This window comes from Amphritea sp. (assembly GCF_048266285.1).
Classification (GTDB): domain Bacteria; phylum Pseudomonadota; class Gammaproteobacteria; order Pseudomonadales; family Balneatricaceae; genus Amphritea.
This window is the reverse complement of sequence record NZ_JBLWZV010000001.1, coordinates 370490-395403: the sequence shown is the minus strand read 5'-3', so window position 1 is coordinate 395403 and position 24914 is coordinate 370490. Positions and strand designations below refer to the sequence as shown.

Below are 24914 nucleotides of genomic sequence, written 5' to 3'. Positions count from 1 at the left end.
CTCACGCATCATTAAAGCTCAACAGTCCAGTTGCTCGCCGCGGGCCAACGCCGGTAAACGACCTTCCAACCCCATCGCAAAGCGCATCACTCGGTTCTTAGCCGGGGTTAATCGTTCTGCGGCACCAAGCCCTAAGTTTCTTAACAACTTGAGCGGCAATAAGTCATTGGAAAACACCCGATAAAATCCATCCATCAACTGCATCATCATCAGGTTATGATTACGCCGCTGCTGCTCATAACGTTGTAACAACGACAGATCACTGATATCTAACCCTTCACGATGTCCATCGAGTATCACCTCAGCTAAGGTCGCCGCATCCAATAAGCCAATATTCACGCCCTGACCGGCCAATGGATTGATCATATGCGCCGCATCGCCTGCCAGCGCTACTCCCTCTTTAACATATTGGCTTGCATGTTGCCGGCGCAGTGGAAATGCACCTCGCTCAAGTAATCCTTCGATCGACCCAAGCCGATCTGGAAAGGTAGTTTCAACCGCTTGAATAAAGGCGTCGCTGTCTAACGCTAGCAACCGCCTTACCTCAGCCGGGCGGTTATACCACACCAGTGAACCGCGTTGCCCAGTCAATGGCAGGAAGGCCAGCGGTCCACTCGGGGTGAACTGTTGCCAAGTAATATCTTGCTGTGGCAGTGACGTAACAATCGAGGCTACCAGCGCATGTTGATCATAATCCCAACTATGCACGCCAATGCCCGACGCCATTCGTACCCGAGACCCGCCCCCATCAGCAGCAACCATTAATTTACCGATGAGTTCACGGCCATCAGACAACTGAACGACACTGCAACCGGGTGAGTAATCGATATCACTAATCTCTGCCGGACAGATGAGATCAACATTATCTAACTGCCCTAATCGTTCAAGCAGTGCCAATTGAATCACTCTATTTTCAACAATGAAGCCCAAATGATCGGCACCGATATCCTGACTGACAAACTCCGTAGCGGCACGCTGCTCGTCACTTTCCCACACTTTCATGCGCTGATAAGGGCAAGCACGGCGATTCATGATGCCATCCCAGACACCCAGCGTTCTAAAAATATTTTCTGAAGCGATACTCAACGCCGACACTCGAAGGTCATGCTCAGCCCCAGCCACGAAAGACTGCGGATATGCCTGATCGACAACGGCGATACTCAGATCGGTATTACCTAAAGCAGCCGCAATAGTGGCCCCGACCATACCGCCGCCAACGATTAACAGATCATACCTATTTTTCATTCTCTCTCCGTTATCGCTATTTTATCGGGCTATGTGAATACAAGGGTATCGTTAAGCACCTTGATTAAGCGTCTTCATTAAGTGCGGGAAATTGTACCGTTGCGTGACCGCAAGCTAAAGACATTTAGCCTGCGTAATAAGAATGTCCTAGCGCTAATCGTCTAGGGGATGATGTGCAGGGGATATAGTCTAGCGACAATGAAGCTCATCTAAACAGGCAACCAACTGATCATCAGTATCCCGCAGACGGCGGCTTAGATCCCGAGCCATGTTCATAAAAATGAGCACATACTGTTCAGGATCGGCCTGATAGACCGAGAACAGTTGATCCGCCTTGATTTCAACCACACGACAAGGCTCCAACGCTTGAACCACGCCACTGCGAGGATAAACCCCGAGCAGCGCCATTGCGCCAAAACACTCACCCGGTAAAAAAGAACGGATCTGATGCGGCTGCCCGGATGCCCCTACTTTGATCAGAGCAGCGCTGCCCGTCTCAATGATATAGGAGGAATCACCTCGTTCGCCCTCAAGAAAGAACGGTTCACCGGCTTCACGCTCAACATAATGACTACCATCAAGAATCAACTTAATGATATCTTCACGCAACCCACCAAATACCGGCATATCTTTAAGCCGATGGATCGGAATATTTTCTGGCACAGTACTACCCGTTATCTCTTTAAGATTTTATTTTAAACCAAGAATGCCCTCGCGATAACCTTTGTCTATCTAAAACATTAAAAAAGGCAATTAGCCTCAGGCTTGGTAAACTGTTCCAATACATTCAAACAGATTTAAGGAGACCACACTATGCAACGAATTACTATATTTGGCCGTAAAGGCTGCGGCTTTTGTACCCGTGCAAAACAACTATGTGAAATGAAAGGTTTGGATCATCGTTATATCGATATCCATGAAGAAGGCATCACCAAAGAAGATCTAGAAAAAACCGTGGGCAAGCCTGTCGACACCGTTCCTCAGATCTTTCACGGTAAGGACCACATCGGTGGCTATACCGAGTTTGCAGCCTTCGTTGATGCCCAAGAAGCCGAAGCTAAAGCCTAATCTTCTTACCGCGCACTAGGAAGTTCCGCTCGAATGCCATAAGCGCCAGCTTAACCCGCTGGCTCTTTCTGTTCGGCGGTGACTTCCTGTTTTCAACGCCTGTACAGTGGCATGCAAGACAAAACGCTGTTTCGCCCGGGTGATACCTGTGTAGATCAGCTCCCGCGTCAGTAATGGGCTATCGTCCGCTGGCAAGATCATCACTACTTTATCAAACTCAGATCCCTGGCTTTTATGCACCGTCATGGCATAAACGGTCTCATGTTCCGGCAGCCGTCCGGGCAATACCCCTTTCATCTCGCCATCGGGCAGCTCAAACCAGACACGCAGCTTACCATCGGCATCCGCGACCGTGATACCAATATCACCGTTATACAGTCCCAATTGATAATCGTTGCGGGTGATCATTATCGGACGGCCACTATACCAAGCCCCCGTCAGCTTGATTAACCGCTGTCGTTGCAACTGTGTTTCAATCGCCAGATTTAGCCCCTCAACACCGTACACACCTTGACGCACCACGGCTAACAATTGAATCCGATTAAACGCTGCTAACAACTGCTTAGGCTCGCCACCGTCACGCATTAACTGAAGGTAACCGGCATAATCAGCCGCCACTTCGACAACCATCTGCTGATAGCCATGCTCGGATAGAGGTACAAAATGGATATCGCGCCAGTCCTGTTGCAGCAAAGCAATCGCCCGTTCGCCATCCCCGAGGTTAACCGCCCTGGCCAAATGACCGATACCGCTATCCGCATCGAAGCGAAAACTTTTGCGCAACAGAGCTAAGGCATCGGCAACCGGATTTTCTCCCGGTAACGAAGCCGGTGCAGGGAGGTCACATACCTGCTGCAGATAATCCAACTGGGCTGGACGATAGCAAAGCTCACCAGAATGCTCCTGTTGCTGCCAGGCGCAGATATCCCCTAGGACGCTGCCCGCTTCAACCGAAGCTAACTGATCTCGATCACCAATCATGACTAACTGGGCGTGGGCGGGCAGTGCATCCAGCAAACGAAAGATCATCGGCAAATCGATCATCGATGCTTCATCGACCACCAATAAATCCAGATGTAATGGATTATCCCGGTGATGACGGAAGTTTTTACTGTCCGGGCGAGGCCCCAACAAACGATGTAGAGTCACCGCCTGCTCGGGAATCATGCCCTGCACCGCGACTGACGTGGCTAATGTCTGTTGCGCCTTAGCTAAAGATTCACTCAGCCTTGCTGCTGCTTTACCGGTAGGGGCGGCTAATCGAATAACCGGCGGACGTTGCACCCGCTGGCTGAAGAGTTCGGCATAGAGACTCAACAATCGCGCCACTGTGGTGGTTTTACCCGTACCCGGGCCGCCACTAATAACCGAAAAACGTCGACTCAACGCAATCGCCACCGCCACTTGCTGCCAATCAGTCTCATCAGCAGCAGGAGCCGTAAAGAGTCGCTTTAAACCCGCTTTGATGACATTAGGGTCAAGCTCAATAGGCGTAGTAAGCCTTTCAATGGTGTTAGCCACCTGGGTTTCATAGTACCAATAACGATAAAGGTATAGACGGCCGTTACTGCACACCAGCGGTGTTTCTTGCTGACCATCGCAGATCACTGTAAAGGCTAGCAACGCCTCCTCCGTTAACCCATTAAGCAACCGCCGAGCGGACTCTCTCAACCGGATCGGCCAATGCTCAATAATGGCGTCATAACGATCAAGTGGCAGACAAACTTCACCTTTACCCAGTTGCAGACTTACTAGGGCAGCGATTAATGCCAATGGCCCATCGTTTGCGGATTCATCACCATCGCGAACAGCCTCGTCGCGGACAAACCGAGCAAACTGAAGATCCAGTGGGCGAATAAGTTGTAACTGACGTAATGCTTGCAGTAACTCCATTACTGTCCCTCCCGGAACAACCGATCAAGTTGCTCGACTAACTGACGATCGGGACGGCAATGAAAAACACCACTGCCAGGTAAGTTCGGCCTCATCCCGCGTAAAAAAAGATAGAACACCCCTCCGACATGCCGTTCATAGTCATAATCGGGCAGGCGCATCTTCAGTAACCGGTGTAGAGCCAGAGTATACAGCTGATATTGCAGATCATAGCGGTGCTCAATCATTGCTTGCTCTAACGCCGCCCCCGCATACAGTTCGGGCTGATGCCCAAGATGATTAGATTTATAATCAAGAATGTAATAACGGCCCTGATATTCAAACACCAGATCGATAAAGCCTTTCAACATCCCTTTAAGCGTATCAAAGGCTAACACACCCGCCTGCTGGGATAATGGGTCATACTCGGCAATGATTTGATTCAATCGGCTGGCATTTAAACCCGCTGAGGGCAACATAAACTCCATCTCCACCAGCCGCTGCCGAGGACTGATATCGGCTAACCGGGGTGACGGTAAACGCTCGTCACTAGACCCGAGTGGCGTAAAGAGCACATCATTCAAGAGCTGTTGTAACACAGGTATCCAGCGTGGCTCATAGCCTGCGATCTGACATTTCTGCTCTAACATCGCCTCTAAGCCCGGCTCGTGGTCGGTAAAATCGATAACCTCAAACAATTCGTGTAAAAAAGTACCCGCCTGAGCCCCCTTTGGAAAACTGAAGATATCATCCACGGCATCAACCTGTAGCTCATCCGGTGCATCTTTCTCATCCATCACCTCAAGATCTAAACCCGGTAAAGGAGCACTCGTATGATGACTAACTAACGCAGAATAACTGGAGATACGCCAATCACGGCGCAAGCGGCGATTGAATTGGCGCGCTTCACAACGGGGCAAAGGTGTCTCGGGCAGATCGAATAATCCTCGCTGTTGATCGCCACTGGGAGGCTGACTGCAGGCAATCGATGAACCAGTACAGAGGGCCTCTAATCGTACTTGCAGATCAGCATCATCCCCGCCCCCCTGCAATAATAGATAGCCGAGGGCGGTACGATGTAAACCACTCTTTTTTGCCCGGCCGTCAGCAATGCCCGCTAAGCCAATATAGCAGCCATACACCGAACGGGTCAGTGCCACATACAGCAACCGTAAATCTTCCGCCAAACGCTCCCGTTCGGCCAGTGCTAAGCTATCTTCATCTTTCGCGTCGAGGTGAAAGCAGAGCCCGTCCTGTTCGTCATGAAACAGCGGGGTACTGGCTTTTCTAAACGTGCAGGCAAACGGCAGAAACACCAGCGGATATTCTAACCCTTTACTTTTGTGCACCGTGATCACCGTTACCAAACCAGCATCACTTTCGAGCCGTAGACGCTGTTCATCGCTCTCGCCATTAGGGTTCATCAGCTGATCGTTATACCACCGCAAAAGCGCCGCGATGCCTTCCTGCTCCATACTGGCACGCTGTAATATTTCACCGAGGTGCAGTAGGTCCGTCAACCGCCGTTCCCCCTGGGGCAGCTGCTGTAAGGTTTCCGCTAACTGCCGTTGCCGCATCAGGCGGCGCAACATCGGCAATACCCCAAGCTGTAACCATTTCTCACGGTAATCGGTAAACTCAGCGACCAACTGCTCCCATAATTGCTCATCATGACTCAGCCGATCTAACCAGCTCGCAGGATAATTCAGTAACGAACTGGCCAGCGCCGCCCGCAGCCGACTTTCATCTTGTGGCTCGGCCACGGCTAACAACAATAGTTTCAAGTCGAATGCTTCGCGACTATTAAACACGCTGTCTCGACCACTTAGGTAGACACTCGGAATACCACGATCAGCGAGTGCTGCCATCACGGCGGCCGCTTCGCTCCGATTACGCACCAATATCGCGATATCTTTAGCTTGCAGAGACTGTTCACCGATTAACGCCTGCCCTTCGGCCGCGGCCCGTAACTTAATATCGATATCACAGGCACAGGCCAGTGCCATCTGCTCCAGATAATCCTGTTTACTGACGAACGGCTCGCCGTCGAACCAAAATTGCAGCGCAGCCGGTGTGCGGCCATACAGGGTAAAGGGCGTTTTATCCGCCTTACCCGCCCCTTTCACCGGTAAAAACGGAATATCATCGTTATAAATAAAGGGCGATGGGCTGTTGGCAAATAATGCGTTAACCCCCTGTATCATCTGCTTAGATGAACGCCAGTTGGTTTCCAGGGTGTAATGATCGGCCACCTCACGGCGCGCCTTGATATAGGTAAAAATATCTGCACCGCGAAAACCATAGATCGCCTGTTTAGGATCACCGATCATAAACAACCCCCGCTCCGGATTATCGGGGTAGAGACGACTAAAAATTCGATATTGCAGTAGATCGGTATCCTGAAACTCATCGATCATCGCAACCGGATACTGTTTACCTATCGCTGATGCAAGCAAGCCGCTATAATCTTGCTGTAACGCCGCATCGAGCTGACTGAGCAGATCATCAAATGAGAGTAATCGATAATCCTGCTTGAGCTTGGCAAAACGCTGCTCTACCCGCTGACGCAGCATTGTTAGCAACAGTTCACGCAGCGGTAAACGGGAGACCAAATACTCATCACACAACTGAAACAAATAGTGTTCGGGCACGGTTTTACCGGCGGGTGTTTTTTCTGCTAACCGAGACTGACAGAGCTTTTCTAACGCCTCTTCAGGAAAAACGGAGCTCTCGCCCAAAACATAGGCATAAATCGCCGCCAACCACTTTGCTACTGAGGTTTTGCGATAGCTGTTTTTATTCACCCCCGACGCCTGAATAAGCTCGGCAAGATCTTCATCTGACTGCTCTAAGTGATCCCGCCATTGCTGACAAAAGACCTCTCGTTCTTGCTGACTGACTTGCCACTTCTGTTCCAGGCAGGTCGTGTCCAACGCCGGAATCAATGTTAGGTCCGGCTTACCTAACATAGGCTTAAGGTCAGCCTGCAGTTTATCGGGGCTCGACCAAATCTGCTGAATGGCTTCACTCAGATCACTGGCCGCTGGATAGATCAATTCACGCCAGCAATCCAATAATGCCTGCCGTTGTAGCGGCGCAATATCAGCGACTAGTTGGGTTTCAAATAAGCTGCCACTTTCAAAGGCGTGCTGGCGTAGCATTCGTTGACAAAAACTGTGAATGGTAAAGATTGCCGCTTCATCCATCTGCCGACCGGCATACTCAAGTATTCGCGCCGAACGCTGCAGGTCCTCCTGCTGATCACGCAGGTCCAATAAGAATGGATCGCTAGTTTCAGCTCCCCGGAACACCATAAAGGCATCCTGAATACGGCTACGGATTCGATCCCGCAACTCTTCAGTTGCCGCTTCGGTGAATGTCACCACCAAAATCTGATCGACTCGCAACGCCGATGACAGCCCTTGTGGGCCGAGCAGTAAACGCAGATAGAGGGCGGTAATGGTATAGGTTTTACCGGTGCCGGCGCTGGCCTCGATAAGACGTCTGCCTGACAGTGGGAAGTGCAGCGGGTCCAGAATCTGTACATTACTCATGACGGCTCCTCTTCACTGTCCGCATCACCGGTTTCAAGTGCTTCGGCGATGGGCCAATACAACAATTCGGCTAATTCGCTAAAGCGCGGGCCTAGAGCGGCATAGTCGGGGTAGACCCGACTGATGTATAGATCGCGGGATTCACCCAACTGCGTAAAAGGATCAACACTAAAGCACTTGATAGCCTCCATTTCGCCGCGATCTTGGCCTTTTTCTAAGGTCTTCGAAGCGAGCACCCAGGCGGTATCGGCGGGCAATGGCAATGGCTCGCACATCCCCTGTCGATAAGCATTAAGCCACTCTTGCAGATAGTTAAACGCCTTGCCCTGCGCCAACGGCTCAAACCAATGTCGCCCGTTAAGGCCAAAAAAGTAAGCTCGCAACGAATAGCCGCTGGCGCACAGTACCAGATGTTCCAGCCACAACTGGACCACATCTCGTCCTTTTGCATTGGCCGCTCGATAGCGCACTAGACCTTCCCTATGCAAACCCGTCAGCCAGCCACTGAGCTGTATCCCGGAGACATCCAACTGACATTCCACCCGGCTCGGTTGATCAAGATGGTGGCGAATCTTATCCGCCATGTTTTGACTGTCATCCCGTGCCTTACGCGTTTGTAACTGTGCAGCGATGCCCACCGGTAAGAGACCCGATGCGACCAGCCGCTCAAAGCATTCAGGCTGCTGCTCATGAATAGCGGCGTCTAATAACCGCTCTTTAAGCTGATACCCCGTCAGGCCATCGAGCTGAAAGGGTTCCTCATCCTGCAGTTCCAGTGCACTGTTATTGAAGTAAACTTTCAGACGACGTTGAAAAAAGTGTTTAATCGGATTGCGGGCGAAGCTGAGCAGATCTGACAGTTCTAATTCCTCAAGCACTTCTGGCACTAACGGCTTACTCATGAAACTCTGCTCAATAGACCCTTCTTTGCGCAGTAACGGCAACCACTCCTCGGCATAACTGAACAACGGCGAATCAGCTGAGAAATAACGCTCGCTAAAGGGCTGTAGCGGGTGCTCAATCAGCAAATGCTGTAGCAGTGATGCTTCACCCTCAAAACGATAGTTTTGCTGGCAGTATTCCATCAACTCAGTCACTAGCACGGAAGGCACTTTAGGACTGTTGTCCTGTACGCTACGGCCAATATAACTGATATACAGAGTCTCGCGGGCCGATAGCAGTGCTTCGAGAAAGAGGTAGCGGTCATCATCACGGCGGGATCGATCTCCCCGTTGCGGTGACTCAGCCATCAAATCGAAGCCCATTGGCGGAATCGAACGGGGGTAAACACCATCGTTCATACCGAGCAAACACACCACTTTGAAAGGGATCGAACGCATCGGCATCAAGGTACAGAAATTAACCGCACCGATCATGAAACGTTGGCTAGCGCGGCTATTACCCAGCTCATTGGTCAGATAATCGCGCATAATGGCCCAACTCAGTGGCGCCTGATAACCACTGTCACTCAGTTGTTGCTGCAACCGTTCAAGCACTTGACGAACCTGACTGAGAAGGATTTCATCTTGTTCATCCGGCTGATAAGCACGTTGCAGAATATCATTGATAACATTAAACCATTCGGCGATCGGTTTATCTTGCGCTAAACGCTCACAACAGAACTCCAATAACTCGACAAATTCTGCCAGCTGGCCGAGGTCTTCCGCCTCTAAGCCCTCAATTTCAGCATAGGGGTCGATGCCATGCCACAAGGATTCACTAGGCCCCATCGCGAAACCAGCCAACATGCGGCGCAAGCCAAACCGCCAGCTATTTTGCTCAAAAGCCGGCACCCCTTGATGGCTACGCTGCTCAGCATCGATACCCCAGCGTATCTGACAGGCTTCGATCCAGCGACAGATCCGTTCAAACCGGTCACCGTCCAAATTAAACTGGCGTAACACCGCCGGAACCTCAAGAATATCTAACACTTCTGACACGGTCACACGACTTTCCGGTAACCCCAATAAGCGCAAAAAACTCAGCAGTAACGGACTCTCCTGCTGCAATGTTCTATCAGAGATAGAAAACGGGATATAGCGTTCAAAGGGCGCATTACCAAAAACCGCTTCGATATAGGGAGCATAAGATGCCACATCGGGCATCATGATGATGATATCGCGCGGCGACAGCTCGGGTTGTTGATCCAGCATCGCCAACAACTGATCATAAAGCACCTCGACTTCCCGCAATGGGCTGTGAGCACTGTGAAGCTGTAAAGAACGGTCGACCAACGCTAACCTGTGTTTCTGTTCGGCATCAAGCACAGCGTCCGCCGATGGATCTTCCAATTCTAAAATATCCTGCTGTACCGATTGCAGCAGGGATGCCCGGCCACAGGGCTCAAACAATTCCATCTCTGGCGCGGCTAAATCTTGTATTTGAAACAGGTAATCTCGTCCAAGCTTACCCATGGATGAAAGTATGGGATTACCATGACTGTAATAATTATCCGCCAGTGTCTCAGGACTCATACCCGGCTTGGATAACCAGCGCTGATTCAACCGTGCAAGGTATTTAGGGTCGACAATATCACCCCAATAATACTGACAGGGATTACACACCATTAGATGAACGTCAATACGCTGACCGAGCGCTTGCAACGCTTCGACAAAGTTTTGTGGCAATGCCGAGATACCAAAAACAAACAGCCGGGCCGGTAACCGTGATAGATCAAACTGGCCTTTGCTGAGCACCTCAACGAAGCCATTAAACATATTGCCTCGATGCCAGTGTGATAATCCAAGCCCGAGAATATGTTGCTGCAGAATACGCCAAAGAATCGGCTGCCAAGGCTGGGAATGACTGATCTCTGGTAGGTCATCGCCGTTTTCCCAACTAGCGATCCAATCAGGCCGGTAAACCAAGTACTGATCAAAGATATCAGCCACCTTACCGCAGAGCTGATACAACTTGTACTGTCCCTCATCTTGCTCGAGATAGCGTTGTAATGGCGCAAACTCATCCCGACTAAGCTGCAGAGGCAACAGTTCCATCAATGCCCAAGTTAGCGCCTCTTTATTAAACGCTGAACGCTCGGGCACATCCTTTAACACTAATGAGAAACTGCTCCAGAGAAAACTCGCGGGTAAAGGAAAATCAATATTCGCGGCGATCTCAAGCTTATCGGCCAACTCCAGCTTCAGCCACTGTGCCATGCCTGGGCTTTGCACTAAAATGGTTTCTGGCTGGAAGGGATCGGCAAGCGGCTGTCGGCTGATCAGCTTTACCAACAAGTCCTTTTGTAGATCAAGCTTATTAGAATGGTAAATCTGAAACATTCAGCCCCCTCGTTCATCCTTTGATTATACGGACTGGAAATCATCGCACTGCTTTAGCATTTAATCCGCTCAGCCAAATAGATCTGCCGAGTCAGCATTGGGTGTATCCGTGGCCGCGACATTGCCTTTATCAGCCACCACAACAGCGGAAGATTCTGAAGCGGTTGCTATTTGCGCCACGTCCTTTTGCGGAGCTTCGGGCCGTTGCCATACCTGCTCGGCCGACTCAATTTTCACAACCCCATCGAAACGCTTACACAGGTATGCAACAGCCGTGTCAAAGTCATTAATGTCACACAGCATCACGCCGCCGCGGTCCGTTTCAGTTGTAAACAGGTAACTTTTCATCAACTCATTCCACATCGGTTAACGTGCAGCATTGCACTATAATTTATTGGCTGGCACAAGCCCCACAGCCATCCGCCGTTGCAAATCCTGATAAATTTTCTTGACGGATTTCAGATCCCGACCAATACTAAAACTCCCTGCAGCTAAAGCACGTAGAAACAGAAAGGGTCGGTTAAGCCCATGTTGACTAGGTAAATGCCAATTAAAGGGCATTTGATGTCCCTCTAAGCAGCGCTGATAAACTGACGCCAAACAGCCTCTTTTAGTAGAGCCTGAATTGCTTTAAACCAGGGTCTCCCCTTAAAGTAAGACCTAAAGCAAAACCTAAAGTAAGGATTAAAGTAAGGCTTCATGCCGTTTCATCAACCGCTTTAATCATCAAGGCCACGGACGTTTGTCTGTGGCCTTTTTTAGGCGTAACGACTAATGCCGAGTCACTGCCGATGGTAGTGCAAGGTGACGCTCAACGGCTTTACGGAAGACCATAATCACCAGCACCGCCCAAGCCAACACCGGTATCATTAGGGTATTCAACATCTGCCACCCCAATACTGACTCAAGCCAACCAGAGCTAAAAGCGGAGATCGTCACCACGCCAAATACTAAAAACTCATTCGCCGCCTGACTTTTAGATTTTTCAGCAGGTTTATAGGTCGAGGTCACCAACTGCGTGGCGCTAATGAACATAAAATTCCAACCGACACCGAGTAGCAGCAAAGCCCCCCAAAAATGCCATTCACTGACACCATGGAGATTTAACAAAATGCACAGCAGCATTAACACTGCCCCAAGCAGCATCACCGATAACAAACCTAACCGGCTAATCAATCTTGGCGTGATAAAAGAGGGCAAAAACATACCCAATACATGCCATTCGATCACCCAAGCCGCAGTGCTAAATTCAAAACCGCAGCGCGCCATGGCCACCGGAGTCACCGTCATAATCAGATTCATCACGGCATAACCAACCATGCCAACCGTTACGGCAACAATAAACACCGGCTGAAGTACAATCTCGCTAATAGGACGGCTTGTCTTTACCTCATGAGTACTGCCGTCGCCGTTTGCTAGACGCACAAAACTCAGCAATACCAGCGCCACAACATACAACAGCAATAAACCGATAAAAGCGCCACTAAAGACGCTATCATCTAACCAACTACGACTGCTAATGGCTAAGTTAGGCCCTAACACCGCAGCAATCACCCCACCGGCCATGACCAATGAAATGGCTCGACTTTTATGCTCAGCCGCACAGGCTTCAACCGCCGCAAAACGATATAGTGTGCCAAAACCAATACCAATACCCAATAAAAAGGTACCACCACAAAACAGAAAAAAACTGCCGAGCTGCAGGGCTAAAATACAACATAGAGCACCGGCGATACCGATACTGTTACCGAGGTAAAAGCCATTTTTTCGCCCCACTCTCGCCATGATTAATGACGCAGGTATTGTGGCGCACATTAAGCCGACAAATTGCATCGCAATTGGCAGGGTAATCAATTCAGGTGAGGGCGAAAGCTGCTGACCAATCAACGCATTAACTGAGATTAATAACACATTACCGGTAGTCAATAATGCCTGACACAGGGACAACAAAACCACGGTCATATTCATAACTACACAGCCCTCACTGGCCCATCAAGATCAATAATGTCAGTACTAGATAGTACCCTGAAGTACCGTCTTATCGATATAGATACCGCCATCAGCATCCAATACACCACTCTGAATCAATAGGTGACGAATACCCTCGTGTTGCAATGCGGGGTCTAGTGGGTCAAAAAAACGCCCGACAAAAGGCAATGACGCCAGTCGACTGCGCTGCCACCGACCTTGATCCGACATCAGCCAAGCAATACCGCTCAGGCTCAAAATCAGATTATCGAGGTAGGCCTGTTCATCACCCGTCATCCAGAGAGCAGTGGCATCGAGATAAAGATATTCATCCGCATTGTATTCTAGATATTGGTGCCAGTAGTCGAAGTACGTATCGCAACGATTTCCCAGTAAAGATTTAAAGCGTTCAGCCACTAACGAATAACGGGATAACCCTGCACTTTTGGCGCAGATCAAGGTGGTATATTCGCAAGTCTGCACGCCATCATTGCTATAGACCTGCTGCACCTGAAGATCAGTTTCTTGAAACAGCATCAGCCAACAAAGCGGCAACTGATAACCAGAGTTGGCTAACTGGCGATGATCATCATCGCTATTGATCTGTGATGGTAACGTTTTATGACTATGGAGACTGGTGCGTTGAAACATAAAAATCCCTGTAATACTCATCATGCAGCTGAATATAGTGTAAATGAAGTTCAGCGTTGAGGGGTGATTAACTCAGAATAAATGGGAAAAATAACACAATATACTTAAGCCCAGCTTAGCGCGCCGACATTATAGCGACTCAAGGCATAAAAACACCAACTAGATCAATCCGTTAACGGCTCAATCTGGAGACGGTCCTGCGCGCCTATGCGAATAATTTGGCCCGTAGTGGTGGTAAAACTACGTTCCTGCAACGCCGACTTATGCACCTGATAATACAGAGGCTCGCTGCTCTGAGGCGATACCAACGTAACATTAAGTAGTTGATGGCCATCATACCAACGATATGCAAAAAAACTTAGGCTTAGCACAAAGGACACCAACACAAACAAGACTGCAATCAACTTAATAGGCTCATCCTTCTTTATTGAACCCACTAGCCCGCTCTCAGGCTTAACCGGCCGCTCAGTAGACGCCCGCCGGCGAGTGGATTTTGCTGCTAACGCCCGACGCTGTAAATACACATAGGCGATCAATAGCACCAACAGGGTCAGAAATATCTTAGTTACCATAACGTGCTACACCCCTGCACTCGATTGAGTAGCTCATTGTCCATAGCCCCACTAAAACTGCAACACAAAAGAGTCGCTGACCATCGCTATTCAACATTCTCTCATAAATCCAGCATAGCCTTAATGCGACGCCCTTATATCAACGATAACAGCGAGCACTGTCCCGCTAAAATGCTACAATAATACCGCATTGCAACAAAAAGTATTTTGACTAAACAAGATACCCACAGAGCGCATTGAAAGCGCTGTCCGACTAGGTTAGGTTTAACACTAAACAGATAGACCCAGTCGCAGTATTACTAAATAATTATCAGCCACAGCCAATCGCTGATAGAAGTTGCTCGTAAGAGCGCATAGTCATAAAGAGGAATTAACAATGGATGAGCTGCACGGTTATTACTTGGAAGATCTGGAAGTTGGCATGAGCGCCTCTTACGCAAAAACGATCGCCGAATCCGATGTCTATATGTTTGCAGGCATATCCGGTGATAACAACCCAATCCATGTAAACAGTGAATATGCGGCAACGACCCAGTTCAAGAAGCGCATCGTTCATGGAATGTTCTCAGCAGCGCTGATTTCTACCGTTGCCGGCACCCGCTTACCTGGACCCGGTGCGATTTACATCGACCAAACCATCAAATTCAAAGCCCCGGTATATATGGGTGACACCGCTAAAGCAACCGGCACCATTGAAGAGATCGATGAGAAGCGCCGCCGTGTTAAAATGCGCACCGATGTGCATGTGGGTGACAAACTGGTAGCCACAGGCTACGGCACGTTCATGGTTGACCGTCGCGAAGCCTAACCGCTAACCGCCCAAGATAAAAAACAAAAAAGCCTGCAGTTGCAGGCTTTTTAGTCAGTACGAATCACTCAGCCATTTTGAGCTGAAAAATCTAACATCCGCTGTAACGGACGACGAGCGTCATCAATTAACGCCTCATCGACAACAATTTCATCAGTACCATGCTCAAGGGCATGCAGCACATTCTCAAGCCCATTCATCGCCATCCAAGGACAGTGAGCACAGCTGCGACAGGTTGCACCTGAGCCACCGGTCGGCGCTTCGATAAACTGCTTATCCGGTGCCGCTTGGCGCATCTTGTAAAAAATGGCACGATCAGTCGCGACAATAAACTGCTGGTTAGGCAACTCACGGGCCGCGTTAATAATTTGAGTTGTTGATCCGACCACATCGGCGAGTTCGACCACCGCATCCGGAGATTCGGGATGCACCAACACGGCGGCCTCAGGATAAACCTGCTTTAAATCTAATAATCGTTGCGCTTTAAACTCTTCATGGACGATACAGGCGGCATCCCACATCAACATCTCGATGCCTGTTTGCTTCTGCACATATTCGCCCAAATGCTTATCGGGGGCCCAGATGATTTTTTTACCTTGGTCGGCCAGATGCTCTACCACTTTTAGCGCAATACCCGAGGTCACAACCCAGTCGGCACGCGCTTTAACGGCAGCAGAGGTGTTCGCATAAACGACTACTTCATGGTCAGGATGAGCATCACAAAATGCGGTGAATTCGTCCGCAGGACAACCCAAATCAAGAGAACAGGTTGCTTCCAGCGTTGGCATCAAAACCCGTTTTTCAGGATTCAATATCTTGGCGGTTTCGCCCATAAACTTAACACCGGCAACAATCAACGTTTTAGCCGGGTGATTATTTCCGAAGCGAGCCATTTCAAGCGAATCAGATACGCAGCCACCGGTTTCATCAGCCAGTTGCTGAAGCACTTCATCGGTATAATAATGCGCCACGAGACAGGCATCCTTCTCAATAAGAAGTTGCTTAATACGGGCCTTGTACTCTTCCTGCTGCTGTAGATCTAGCTCGCCTGGAAGGTGCTCTTTAGCAAAATATTCCTGAACTAGGATACGATCTGAAAGCTCTTCTTTATTCAACATCGACAAATTTTCTTAATCGGGTAATGTAACAGTAACTGACTTTAAACGAAGCGATATTATACCACCCCTGTCCATCAGAGCATGTTAATTCTATGTAAAGTGTCAACATAAATAGCAAAAAAGGAGCCTTTTATGGCTCCTCTTAAGATTTTTTAGCGATTATTGTCTAATCACCCTCATTAATATCATATACCAGCGATATAGCGTGTAGGGTCAGCCACTCCGGCATCCTCAAACCCTTTAGCCCTTAATCGACAACTATCGCAAACGCCACAGGCCCTACCATCATCATCGGCCTGATAGCAGGAAACCGTCAAACCATAATTAACCCCTAAACGGGTACCTTCCTGTATGATTTGTGCCTTCGTCAAATCAATCAACGGGGTTTCAATCGTCAGACGCTCACCTTCAACGCCGGTTTTCGTCGCCAGATTAGCCATATTCTCAAAGGCCGCGATATATTCAGGTCGGCAATCAGGGTAACCCGAGTAATCAACTGCATTAACACCGATGAAAATATGTTGCGCATGCAACACTTCAGCCCACGCCAATGCCAGTGACATAAAGACAGTATTGCGCGCAGGAACATAAGTGACCGGAATACCCTCTTCTTCGTGATCGGGCACATCAATGCTATTATCGGTCAGGGCTGAACCGCCAAAATCTTCTAGATTTAAACGCACCACGCGATGCTCTTTTACATCCAGATTAGCCGTAATTTTTTTAGCTGCCGTCAGTTCTGTTTGTGAACGTTGCCCATAATCAAAACTCAACACATAACAGTTAAAACCGCGTTCAACGGCCATTGCGAGTGCCGTAGCCGAATCAAGGCCACCCGATAACAATACAACAGCATTGTTGGAAGAAGTACTCATTGAAAAACCTTAAAGATTTGAGTGGTTATCGTTGCAGGTAGTCACGTGCCAAATTGGCGGCTGAACTATCAGGATAACGGGAGATGGTTTTGTTAAACATATCTTTCGCTTTTGCCTGATCACCCATCTGATGATAGATCACGCCGAGCTTATAAGAGGCATCAGCAGCTTTCCGATGTTCAGGAAAAGCATTTAATACCTGCTCAAAAGCTGCCTTAGCCGGCGCTAACTTCTGCTCAGCCAAGTTAACCTCACCTACCCAATAATAGGCATTGGGCAATCTCGCACTATCAGGATAGCGCTCAATAAACAGGTCAAAGGCATCAAGGGCAGCAGGAAAGTCTTTCGAGCGCACTAGCCCGAAAGCTTGCTGATAAGCTTGGGCATCCGTCGGGGTACTATCAGCAGCAGGCAAAGCGACTGATGAAGCGCTTGAAGGACTCAGCACAGCACTCGAAGCCGACGAACTCGATGGTTGCGGCGCAGCCTGCCCGGTCGATAAACGACGATCTAAATCACGGTAGCGATCCCGCTGCTGTTGCTCCATCTGCCGTAGCTGATATTGCTGCTGCTCGACCATGCCGCGCAATGTGCGTACTTCATCCTGCAGCTGTTGCAACACCATCGCAGTGTCATTACGGCCATTGAACTGTGCACCGCCACTATTCACCGTAGAACGGTTAGCAGAGCCTTCATCAATTTTTAATTCGATCACCTGAACGGGATCAGCAGCAATAGCACCGGTGCTGAATAGCACCAGTGCCGCCGCTAAGCTATATGCTTTTCGCATAGAGAGCAAAACCCGCGATTAATATTTCAGTTCAACGCGACGGTTTTGAGCCCATGAGCTTGGGTTGTGACCCATCACTACAGGCTTCTCTTCGCCAAAGCTAACCAATTCAATCTGACTGCTTGAAACGCCATTAACCGTTAATACACGGGCAATCGCTTGAGCACGACGCTCTCCCAGTGCCATGTTGTACTCACGGGTACCACGCTCATCAGCATGACCTTCCAGAACAACTGTCGCGGAAGGGTTTGCAACCAAGTATTTAGCGTGACCGCGCAATGCCTGAACCGCTTCAGCTTTAACTTGAGTTTGATCGAAGTCAAAATAGAAAACAGTTGCCAGATTCTTAACATCACTCATAGAGGTGCCAGACATAGAAGAGTCTGAAACAGCCTGAGTAGTCGTTACAGGTGCAGTATCACCGCCACCCATAGTATCGGTATCTGTCGTCTTTGTAGTACTACAACCCGCCGCCCAAACAACTGTCAGCGCCAAAGCAGTAGCTTTACCAATATTTATAGCACGCATGAAATACTCCTAATAATTAGCCAATCATATGCGAAACAACCTTAATCCTGCCTAAAGTAAAGGTTGCTACGTCTGAATGCAATAGCCGCAATACAATCGATCAGCTTTTCTAACTAATTGATTTAACTTTGTAGGCTTACGCAGTCATCTTGTCACTTTACACCGTCACTTCGGCTCAAATAGACGTTACTAAACACTTATCTAGAAAGGAGACCAAGCGGGTTCACGAACATCGCCATCTGTTGACGGCAAACGAAACTTAACTCGCCCATCAAGGGATACCGCTGCCAATACGCCTCGAATACCTTCCTGGGTGGCATAAAGAATAATACTACCGTTGGGAGCAATCGTCGGAGACTCATCCATAAAGGTTTCCGTTAACAGATCCACCCGGCCAGTCCGCAGATCTTGCACGGCAATATGGTATGCCCCATTGTTCTGATGCACCATGGCCAAAAAACGCCCGTCCTGAGTCAAACGACCGCGCGCATTAGACTGCCCGTCAAAGGTCAGGCGGGTCACATCACGGCTCGGCAGATAGATAGAATAGATCTGCGGCTGACCACCACGATCAGAGGTAAAGATCAGTGACTGACCATCTGGTGACCAAGAAGGCTCTGTATCAATACCAAAATGGTGGGTGATCCGGGTTAGGCGACGCTGCTGCAGATCCAGCACATAAACTTCCGGGTTACCATCTTTAGACAGCACCAAAGCCAGCTGTTTACCATCGGGAGACCACGCAGGGGCGCCATTCAAACCGCGGAATGACTGAACCTTTTCTCGCTTGCCCGTTGCTAAGTACTGTATATAGACGGCTGGACGTCCCGACTCAAAAGACACATACGCCAGTTTAGAGGCATCCTGCGACCAAGCCGGAGATAAGATAGGCTCTCTGGATTCCAGAATGGTTCGTGGATTATGGCCATCGGCATCCGCCAGCATCAAACGATAACGATATTTCGACGGTGCCAATTGCTTAGCCGTCACATAAACGATACGCGTCGAGAAAGCGCCGCGCACACCGGTTAACGCCTCAAACACTTTGTCGCTGATATAGTGGCCCACGGCGCGTAAATTATCACGACTCGCCTTGATATCCTCACCGAGAATGCGCTCTTCCTTAAGAATGTCATATAATTCAAAGGCTACATTCAATTGCCCTTCAGATTCACTGATACGACCGATAACAATAAAATCACTACCGCTGATACGCCAATCACGAAAATAGAGCGAATTACGATCCGACGGGAAGCTCAGCATATTTTCCCGCGGCATGACCTTGAACATACCACTACGATACAGATCATCACCCACCACCTTAGCGATATCATCCGGCAGCGCCTGATTGCCACTCCAGGCAAATGGCACCACCGCTATCGGCGTTGGCTCATCGACCCCTTGAGTAATTTCAACGGTCAACTCAGCCCGCGCTAGCAAACTGAACAAGCAAAAGAATAGACATATAAAACTACGCTGCATCACGGATTACCTGCGAAGATCTGATGGATTATATTCAAGTGTTAACTTCCTAAAATTTCTATCAAACAGTATTGGGTCCATGTTTTGTAATTCACTGAATCGTCCAACCCGTTTCACTGCTCGGATAGCGCTTTCATCAAAATGGCTATCGCCGCTACTTTTTACGACATAAACATTATCTACTTCGCCGGTAGGCAGTAGATGCAATGACAACACCACTTTCATGCCGTTGCGTGCACTCGGTGGACGACGCCAGTTACTTTCAATCTCAGCAGCAATGTATTCGAGATAACCCGCCGTTGCCTGCTGATCTTGCAATGCTTGCATCTCCTGTTCTTCGGCGGCAAGCGCCGCCGCTAACTCGGCATCTCGACGCTGCTGAGCTTGCTGTTCACGCTCAACACGCTGCAGCTCGGCGCGCTTACGTTCGGCATCTTTTTTAGCTTCAGCCTGACGACGCGCTTCGTCCTGTTGCTTTTTCTTAGCCGCTTGAGCCGCCTGCTCTTTTTTCAGCGCCTCTGATTTTTTACGTGCGGCCTCTTGCTTGAGAGCTTCAGCTTTCTTCTTAGCGTCGGCCTGCTTTAAAGCCTGGGCTTTTTCACGGGCCTGTTGCTCTTTCTTAGCGACCTCTTGCTTGCGTTGCTTCTGCTTAAGAGCCTCTTGCTTTTGCTGCTCTTTTTTCAACGCTTCTTTTTTACGCGCATCCGCTAGCTTGCGTGCATCGGCTTTCTTTTTCGCCTCCGCCTGCTGGTCGCGCTGCCGTGCCTGCAGTTGTGATTTAATATCCACGATCTGGGCTTTGACATGCCGAGGCGTAAGATGTTTCTCATCTTCAGCATAACCTAGCCAGCTATAAAATAGCGCACTAAGTATCACGCCATGCAGAATCAGGGCTAATAGTGCGGGGAATAAGTAACTTCGTAAATTCACAATCAAATTACTCTGTTACCAAGCCGACACTTTCTGCACCCGCCTGCTGCAAAAGAGTCATTAGCTGAATAACATGATCATAATCGACACCTTTATCACCACGCACCAGCAACAGTTTCTTCGGATTGTTACTCAACACTTTAGCAACCCGCTCTTCGACCACCTCACCACTAATAGGCTTGAGCGGATCGCCGCCCACATCGATATAGTAACGCCCTTCTTTATCGACGGTCACAATCAATGGCTCATTATCTTGAGTATCAACCGGGTCTGAGCCAGCTTTAGGTAGCTGTACATCAACGCCCTGCGTCAACATAGGCGCGGTAATCATAAAGATAACCAGCAACACCATCATCACATCGATGTATGGCACCACATTGATATCAGCGTTTAGCTTACGTTTCTTTCTTACTCTGCGAATCATAGTAGCGGCCTGTTACAGATCAGTTTGAAGCGTGCACTCGGCGGTGCAAAACACTTGAAAATTCATCCGCAAAGGTTTCATAACTATTCATCAGCGTTTCCGTTTTAGCCGAGAAACGGTTATAGGCAATAACCGCGGGAATAGCTGCAAACAGTCCGATCGCGGTGGCAATCAAGGCCTCTGAGATACCCGGCGCTACCGATGCCAGCGTCGCCTGATGAACATTCGCCAGGCCTCGAAATGAATTCATAATCCCCCACACGGTGCCAAACAATCCGACATAAGGGCTGGTTGACCCCACGGTGGCCAAAAATGGCAAATGCATCTCAAGCTTTTCCTCTTCGCGGGCTAAGGCCACCCGCATACTGCGCTGCGCCCCTTCCATAATCGCATCACGATCGGCGCCTGACTGCTGACTCAGTCGGCTGAACTCTTTCAGCCCTGCCCGAAAAATATTTTCAGCGCCATTATCACTATCCGGATCAGCATTCACTTCACGGAATAGCTGGCTCAGGTCAACCCCGGACCAGAAGCGGTCTTCAAATGCCCGCAATTTACGCTGTGCCTGTCGCAACACAAAGTGGCGTTGGAAAATCATAATCCAAGACAGCACTGACGCCAGCAACAACAACAACATAACTATCTGAACAACAAAACTGGCATTAGCCACCAGGCTCCAGATCGACATTTTATCCGGCACGTTTATAACCCCTTGTGATGAAATCTGAAAAACTGGTTCTGATAGTAGCGAGATCAGCGGGCAAAATCTGCCCCTTTTCTGACAAAAAATCAGATTTACGTCGATTAAACAATTTTGCAGCACGCTTTATCCATTAGCGACTCAACTGTTCGGCGATTGGAGCGAGCAAGCGTTTGAAAGTTCAAACAAAATGAACAACCCAACATAAAAAAGCCGCCCAAGAAGGCGGCTAATAAACACCAATAAGCTTATACAGAGACTAAGTGGCCATTACGGCGGTGCTCATCTTTCGATTGACACGCGACACATAAAACAGCTGTCGGATTAGCCATAAGGCGATTCAGTTCTATCTCTTCGCCGCAACTCTGACAATAACCATACTGACCCGCTTCAACCCGCAACAATGCATTTTGGCACTCACGAATCTCTTCTTCCAACTGCGTTATATGTGACAGACTCGTTTGCTGAAGACCAACAACGGCTGATGCCTCGGCGCGATCGAGCACCTCGGTGCAACTTAATTGACCCATCTCAGCCTGCTGATCTGACCGTTCAGCTTTAAGATCGGTCTGCAACTGCTGCAATAAAATCTGCAGTTCACGCTTCAGATGTTTAAGTTGCGCCACATTGATGCAACCGAGTTTCATAGTGTTCATACCTTAACGCCCTAAACATTATTTTTTATGTTCATAAGCTAAAAGTTAAACCCTTAGTCGCAACTCTGCGTTGACTTAAATCAGTTATCTTCAGCTGATGCCGGTTCTATTGATCCCGGTCAGGCAATTCAAGACCAAAGTGACGATAAGCATTGTCTGTCACCACCCGCCCACGCGGTGTACGCATCATAAAGCCTTGTTGTATCAAGTAAGGCTCGAGTACATCTTCAATGGTATCTCGCTCTTCACTAATCGCCGCAGCTAAGCTATCGACCCCGACCGGGCCACCGCCAAACTTCTCAATCATGGCCAATAATAAGCGTCGATCCATATGATCAAAACCATGCTCATCGACATTTAGCATATTCAACGCAAGATCAGCCATTTCTAATGAGATCCGACCATCGCCCTTAACTTCCGCGTAATCTCTGGCGCGTCGCAACAAGCGGTTAGCGATCCGTGGCGTACCTCGCGCACGACGAGCAATTTCAATCGCCCCTTCACGGTCAACGCCACTACCCGACAGACGTGCAGAACGTTCAACGATGGAGGTCAAATCATCAATATTATAAAATTCGAGTCGCTGCACAATACCAAAGCGATCCCTCAGCGGCGACGTTAACAATCCTGCTCGTGTGGTCGCCCCCACTAAAGTAAACGGCGGCAATTCCAACTTAATTGAACGAGCTGCCGGCCCTTCACCGATCATAATATCCAGCTGATAATCTTCCATCGCAGGGTATAGCACCTCTTCAACCGAAGCACTTAAACGGTGTATTTCATCAATAAAGAGCACATCACCCGGCTCAAGATTGGTCAGCATCGCCGCAAGATCACCGGCTTTTTCTAACACCGGCCCCGAGGTGGATTTAATATTACATTCCATTTCATTGGCGATAATGTTCGCCAAGGTGGTTTTACCCAGCCCCGGCGGTCCAAAAATAAGCGTATGATCGAGCGCTTCTTGACGCTTGCGCGCAGCACCGATAAAGATCTCCATCTGCTCTTTGACCACTGGCTGGCCAACATAGTCCTGCAACGCTTTCGGACGAATCGCCCGATCCTGAACTTCCTCTTGTGGCGCGGTAACCACAGGAGTAACAAAGCGATCCGCTTCGATCATGATTAATACCCTATCACTAACATTGCGTTACTAACCCTGCACCATACTCTTCAAGGCCGCACGAATAAGCTCTTCACAGGAGGCGCCGGGTATCAACTTTTCAGCCTGAGCAATCGATTTAGTCGCCTGCACCGGCTTATAGCCCAACGCAACCAAAGCACTTTCAGCCTCAGCCCTATTATCACTTTGTACAGCAGGTGCCGGTCCGCCTAAACCATCAGTTAAGGTGAACTCATCGACATCGTTAAAGACAAAATCCTTCAGCTTATCCTGCATCTCGACAATAAGGCGTTCAGCAGTCTTTTTACCAACCCCGGGTAACCTCACTAAAGCGGCTGTATCCTGATGCTGCACCGACAAAACAAACTCATTCACACTGATACCCGACAGAATCGTTAATGCCAGCTTAGGCCCCACACCATTTACTTTAATCAAAATGCGGAACAGCGAGCGCTCGGTGCGCTCATAAAATCCGTACAACAGCTGAGCATCTTCCCTAACCACCATATGGGTAAACAAGGTTATCTGTCGCCCTACTTCCGGTAGTTGGTAAAAAGTATTCATTGAGGCATCGACTTCATAGCCAACCCCATTCACCTCAATAACCAGTTGCGGCGGGTGCTTTTCTAACAATTCACCTTTCAATCGTCCTATCACGGCGCTTTTCTCTCCAACTCGCCCCACTGACAGGGCTTAATTTTTAGGCTACTCATAACTAATGTAACACTGCGTTCATCGCAGACGGCCACCTCGGCTACTTTTGGCACCCGCCATCATAATCAGACTACTACGGGTATGTGCATGACACAGAGCAATAGCCAACGCATCGGCGGCGTCTGCCTGCGGCAGCCCCGGCAGTTTCAAAATAGATTTGACCATATGCTGAACTTGGGATTTATCTGCAGAGCCGTTACCGACCACCGCCTGCTTAACTTTACGGGCTGCATATTCAGCCACCTCTAAACCTTGGTTTGCACCCGCCACAATAGCCACGCCACGGGCCTGGCCTAGCTTCAACGCAGAATCAGGGTTTCGGGCCATAAAGACCTGCTCTATCGCCATCTCTTGCGGACAAAACTGCTCAATCAGCTGGGTCACACCCGCATATATCTGCGTCAACCGCACAGCTAACTCATCACCCTTAAGACGAATACAGCCACTGGCAACATATTCATTCTTCGCCCCCACTGTATTGATAATACCGTATCCGGTAATCCGTGAGCCCGGATCTATCCCTAAAATCAACATAACTGCATTATCAACTCAAAG

At 49.2% G+C, this 24914-nt stretch carries 23 protein-coding genes; 2 read left to right on the top strand and 21 right to left on the bottom strand.

Annotation, left to right across the window (positions count from 1 at the left end; all coding sequences use genetic code 11):
- Nucleotides 1–18: 18 nt before the first annotated feature.
- Both ACN0T0_RS01915 and ACN0T0_RS01910 read right to left on the bottom strand, forming a co-directional pair.
- Nucleotides 19–1245: a UbiH/UbiF/VisC/COQ6 family ubiquinone biosynthesis hydroxylase gene (locus tag ACN0T0_RS01915; RefSeq protein ID WP_417222608.1), complete on the bottom strand. Its 1227-nt coding sequence runs from the start codon at nt 1243–1245 to the stop codon at nt 19–21.
- Nucleotides 1246–1434: 189 nt separating this feature from the next.
- Entirely contained in the window at nt 1435–1908 is a 474-nt protein-coding gene (locus ACN0T0_RS01910) for a Crp/Fnr family transcriptional regulator (protein ID WP_417222605.1), read from the bottom strand.
- Nucleotides 1909–2058: 150 nt separating this feature from the next.
- Between ACN0T0_RS01910 and ACN0T0_RS01905 the strand changes: the two genes are divergently transcribed.
- A complete protein-coding gene (locus ACN0T0_RS01905; protein ID WP_417222604.1) occupies nt 2059–2313 on the top strand; it encodes a GrxA family glutaredoxin in 255 nt (84 codons plus the stop codon).
- Nucleotides 2314–2328: 15 nt separating this feature from the next.
- Here ACN0T0_RS01905 and recD read toward each other — a convergent pair whose 3' ends face one another.
- The 7 genes from recD to ACN0T0_RS01870 all read right to left on the bottom strand — a co-directional run bounded on the left by recD (nt 2329) and on the right by ACN0T0_RS01870 (nt 14211).
- On the bottom strand, nt 2329–4206 hold the full coding sequence (gene recD / locus ACN0T0_RS01900) for an exodeoxyribonuclease V subunit alpha (RefSeq protein ID WP_417222603.1): 1878 nt from the start codon (nt 4204–4206) through the stop codon (nt 2329–2331).
- Nucleotides 4206–7739, bottom strand: a complete 3534-nt coding sequence (recB, locus tag ACN0T0_RS01895; protein ID WP_417222600.1) for an exodeoxyribonuclease V subunit beta — start codon at nt 7737–7739, stop codon at nt 4206–4208. The genes recD and recB overlap by 1 nt, the downstream gene beginning before the upstream one ends.
- Nucleotides 7736–11020, bottom strand: a complete 3285-nt coding sequence (gene recC, locus ACN0T0_RS01890) for an exodeoxyribonuclease V subunit gamma (protein ID WP_417222598.1) — start codon at nt 11018–11020, stop codon at nt 7736–7738. The genes recB and recC overlap by 4 nt, the downstream gene beginning before the upstream one ends.
- A 69-nt stretch (nt 11021–11089) precedes the next feature.
- Nucleotides 11090–11368 (bottom strand): hypothetical protein, encoded by a 279-nt coding sequence (locus ACN0T0_RS01885; protein ID WP_417222595.1) that lies wholly within the window; start codon nt 11366–11368, stop codon nt 11090–11092.
- Nucleotides 11369–11791: 423 nt separating this feature from the next.
- Nucleotides 11792–12988, bottom strand: coding sequence for an MFS transporter (locus ACN0T0_RS01880; protein ID WP_417222592.1), 1197 nt, complete (start codon nt 12986–12988; stop codon nt 11792–11794).
- 45 nt (nt 12989–13033) lie between these two features.
- Nucleotides 13034–13639, bottom strand: a complete 606-nt coding sequence (locus ACN0T0_RS01875; RefSeq protein WP_417222591.1) for a hypothetical protein — start codon at nt 13637–13639, stop codon at nt 13034–13036.
- A gap of 164 nt (nt 13640–13803) precedes the next feature.
- Complete coding sequence (locus tag ACN0T0_RS01870; RefSeq protein ID WP_417222589.1) at nt 13804–14211, bottom strand: hypothetical protein; 408 nt, start codon at nt 14209–14211, stop codon at nt 13804–13806.
- 376 nt (nt 14212–14587) lie between these two features.
- Between ACN0T0_RS01870 and ACN0T0_RS01865 the strand changes: the two genes are divergently transcribed.
- The gene (locus ACN0T0_RS01865) at nt 14588–15019 is read left to right on the top strand and encodes a MaoC family dehydratase (RefSeq protein WP_417222586.1); all 432 of its coding nucleotides are present in this window, start codon (nt 14588–14590) and stop codon (nt 15017–15019) included.
- A 68-nt stretch (nt 15020–15087) separates the two neighbouring features.
- Here ACN0T0_RS01865 and nadA read toward each other — a convergent pair whose 3' ends face one another.
- The 12 genes from nadA to ruvC all read right to left on the bottom strand — a co-directional run bounded on the left by nadA (nt 15088) and on the right by ruvC (nt 24893).
- The gene (gene nadA / locus ACN0T0_RS01860; protein WP_417222584.1) at nt 15088–16137 is read right to left on the bottom strand and encodes a quinolinate synthase NadA; all 1050 of its coding nucleotides are present in this window, start codon (nt 16135–16137) and stop codon (nt 15088–15090) included.
- Nucleotides 16138–16322: 185 nt separating this feature from the next.
- Nucleotides 16323–17012 (bottom strand): 7-cyano-7-deazaguanine synthase QueC, encoded by a 690-nt coding sequence (queC, locus tag ACN0T0_RS01855; protein WP_417222581.1) that lies wholly within the window; start codon nt 17010–17012, stop codon nt 16323–16325.
- 25 nt (nt 17013–17037) lie between these two features.
- Nucleotides 17038–17802 (bottom strand): tol-pal system protein YbgF, encoded by a 765-nt coding sequence (gene ybgF, locus ACN0T0_RS01850; RefSeq protein WP_417222578.1) that lies wholly within the window; start codon nt 17800–17802, stop codon nt 17038–17040.
- 18 nt (nt 17803–17820) lie between these two features.
- Entirely contained in the window at nt 17821–18330 is a 510-nt protein-coding gene (gene pal / locus ACN0T0_RS01845) for a peptidoglycan-associated lipoprotein Pal (protein WP_417222576.1), read from the bottom strand.
- A gap of 201 nt (nt 18331–18531) precedes the next feature.
- On the bottom strand, nt 18532–19812 hold the full coding sequence (gene tolB / locus ACN0T0_RS01840) for a Tol-Pal system beta propeller repeat protein TolB (protein ID WP_417222573.1): 1281 nt from the start codon (nt 19810–19812) through the stop codon (nt 18532–18534).
- Between the two features lie 6 nt (nt 19813–19818).
- Nucleotides 19819–20742: a cell envelope integrity protein TolA gene (tolA, locus tag ACN0T0_RS01835; protein ID WP_417222570.1), complete on the bottom strand. Its 924-nt coding sequence runs from the start codon at nt 20740–20742 to the stop codon at nt 19819–19821.
- 7 nt (nt 20743–20749) lie between these two features.
- Nucleotides 20750–21166: a protein TolR gene (tolR, locus tag ACN0T0_RS01830; protein WP_417222567.1), complete on the bottom strand. Its 417-nt coding sequence runs from the start codon at nt 21164–21166 to the stop codon at nt 20750–20752.
- 19 nt (nt 21167–21185) lie between these two features.
- Nucleotides 21186–21854 (bottom strand): protein TolQ, encoded by a 669-nt coding sequence (tolQ, locus tag ACN0T0_RS01825; protein ID WP_417223377.1) that lies wholly within the window; start codon nt 21852–21854, stop codon nt 21186–21188.
- Between the two features lie 260 nt (nt 21855–22114).
- Nucleotides 22115–22522: a TraR/DksA family transcriptional regulator gene (locus tag ACN0T0_RS01820; protein ID WP_417222565.1), complete on the bottom strand. Its 408-nt coding sequence runs from the start codon at nt 22520–22522 to the stop codon at nt 22115–22117.
- 106 nt (nt 22523–22628) lie between these two features.
- Nucleotides 22629–23645, bottom strand: coding sequence for a Holliday junction branch migration DNA helicase RuvB (ruvB, locus tag ACN0T0_RS01815; RefSeq protein ID WP_417222562.1), 1017 nt, complete (start codon nt 23643–23645; stop codon nt 22629–22631).
- A gap of 30 nt (nt 23646–23675) precedes the next feature.
- Nucleotides 23676–24302, bottom strand: coding sequence for a Holliday junction branch migration protein RuvA (gene ruvA / locus ACN0T0_RS01810; protein ID WP_417222560.1), 627 nt, complete (start codon nt 24300–24302; stop codon nt 23676–23678).
- Nucleotides 24303–24377: 75 nt separating this feature from the next.
- Nucleotides 24378–24893, bottom strand: a complete 516-nt coding sequence (gene ruvC / locus ACN0T0_RS01805) for a crossover junction endodeoxyribonuclease RuvC (protein WP_417222558.1) — start codon at nt 24891–24893, stop codon at nt 24378–24380.
- Nucleotides 24894–24914 lie beyond the last annotated feature (21 nt).

What these genes read in the sequence shown, in the direction of transcription:
- ACN0T0_RS01820 (WP_417222565.1), bottom strand. Translation starts at nt 22,522, where the DNA reads ATGAACACTATGAAACTCGGTTGCATCAATGTGGCGCAACTTAAACAT.
- ACN0T0_RS01870 (WP_417222589.1), bottom strand. Translation starts at nt 14,211, where the DNA reads ATGGTAACTAAGATATTTCTGACCCTGTTGGTGCTATTGATCGCCTAT.
- ybgF (WP_417222578.1), bottom strand. Translation starts at nt 17,802, where the DNA reads ATGCGAAAAGCATATAGCTTAGCGGCGGCACTGGTGCTATTCAGCACC.
- recB (WP_417222600.1), bottom strand. Translation starts at nt 7,739, where the DNA reads ATGAGTAATGTACAGATTCTGGACCCGCTGCACTTCCCACTGTCAGGC.
- ACN0T0_RS01915 (WP_417222608.1), bottom strand. Translation starts at nt 1,245, where the DNA reads ATGAAAAATAGGTATGATCTGTTAATCGTTGGCGGCGGTATGGTCGGG.
- pal (WP_417222576.1), bottom strand. Translation starts at nt 18,330, where the DNA reads ATGCGTGCTATAAATATTGGTAAAGCTACTGCTTTGGCGCTGACAGTT.
- tolB (WP_417222573.1), bottom strand. Translation starts at nt 19,812, where the DNA reads ATGCAGCGTAGTTTTATATGTCTATTCTTTTGCTTGTTCAGTTTGCTA.
- ruvC (WP_417222558.1), bottom strand. Translation starts at nt 24,893, where the DNA reads ATGTTGATTTTAGGGATAGATCCGGGCTCACGGATTACCGGATACGGT.
- ACN0T0_RS01905 (WP_417222604.1), top strand. Translation starts at nt 2,059, where the DNA reads ATGCAACGAATTACTATATTTGGCCGTAAAGGCTGCGGCTTTTGTACC.
- ACN0T0_RS01875 (WP_417222591.1), bottom strand. Translation starts at nt 13,639, where the DNA reads ATGTTTCAACGCACCAGTCTCCATAGTCATAAAACGTTACCATCACAG.
- tolR (WP_417222567.1), bottom strand. Translation starts at nt 21,166, where the DNA reads ATGATTCGCAGAGTAAGAAAGAAACGTAAGCTAAACGCTGATATCAAT.
- queC (WP_417222581.1), bottom strand. Translation starts at nt 17,012, where the DNA reads ATGAGTACTTCTTCCAACAATGCTGTTGTATTGTTATCGGGTGGCCTT.
- nadA (WP_417222584.1), bottom strand. Translation starts at nt 16,137, where the DNA reads ATGTTGAATAAAGAAGAGCTTTCAGATCGTATCCTAGTTCAGGAATAT.
- ACN0T0_RS01880 (WP_417222592.1), bottom strand. Translation starts at nt 12,988, where the DNA reads ATGAATATGACCGTGGTTTTGTTGTCCCTGTGTCAGGCATTATTGACT.
- ACN0T0_RS01885 (WP_417222595.1), bottom strand. Translation starts at nt 11,368, where the DNA reads ATGAAAAGTTACCTGTTTACAACTGAAACGGACCGCGGCGGCGTGATG.
- tolQ (WP_417223377.1), bottom strand. Translation starts at nt 21,854, where the DNA reads ATGTCGATCTGGAGCCTGGTGGCTAATGCCAGTTTTGTTGTTCAGATA.
- recD (WP_417222603.1), bottom strand. Translation starts at nt 4,206, where the DNA reads ATGGAGTTACTGCAAGCATTACGTCAGTTACAACTTATTCGCCCACTG.
- ACN0T0_RS01865 (WP_417222586.1), top strand. Translation starts at nt 14,588, where the DNA reads ATGGATGAGCTGCACGGTTATTACTTGGAAGATCTGGAAGTTGGCATG.
- recC (WP_417222598.1), bottom strand. Translation starts at nt 11,020, where the DNA reads ATGTTTCAGATTTACCATTCTAATAAGCTTGATCTACAAAAGGACTTG.
- ruvB (WP_417222562.1), bottom strand. Translation starts at nt 23,645, where the DNA reads ATGATCGAAGCGGATCGCTTTGTTACTCCTGTGGTTACCGCGCCACAA.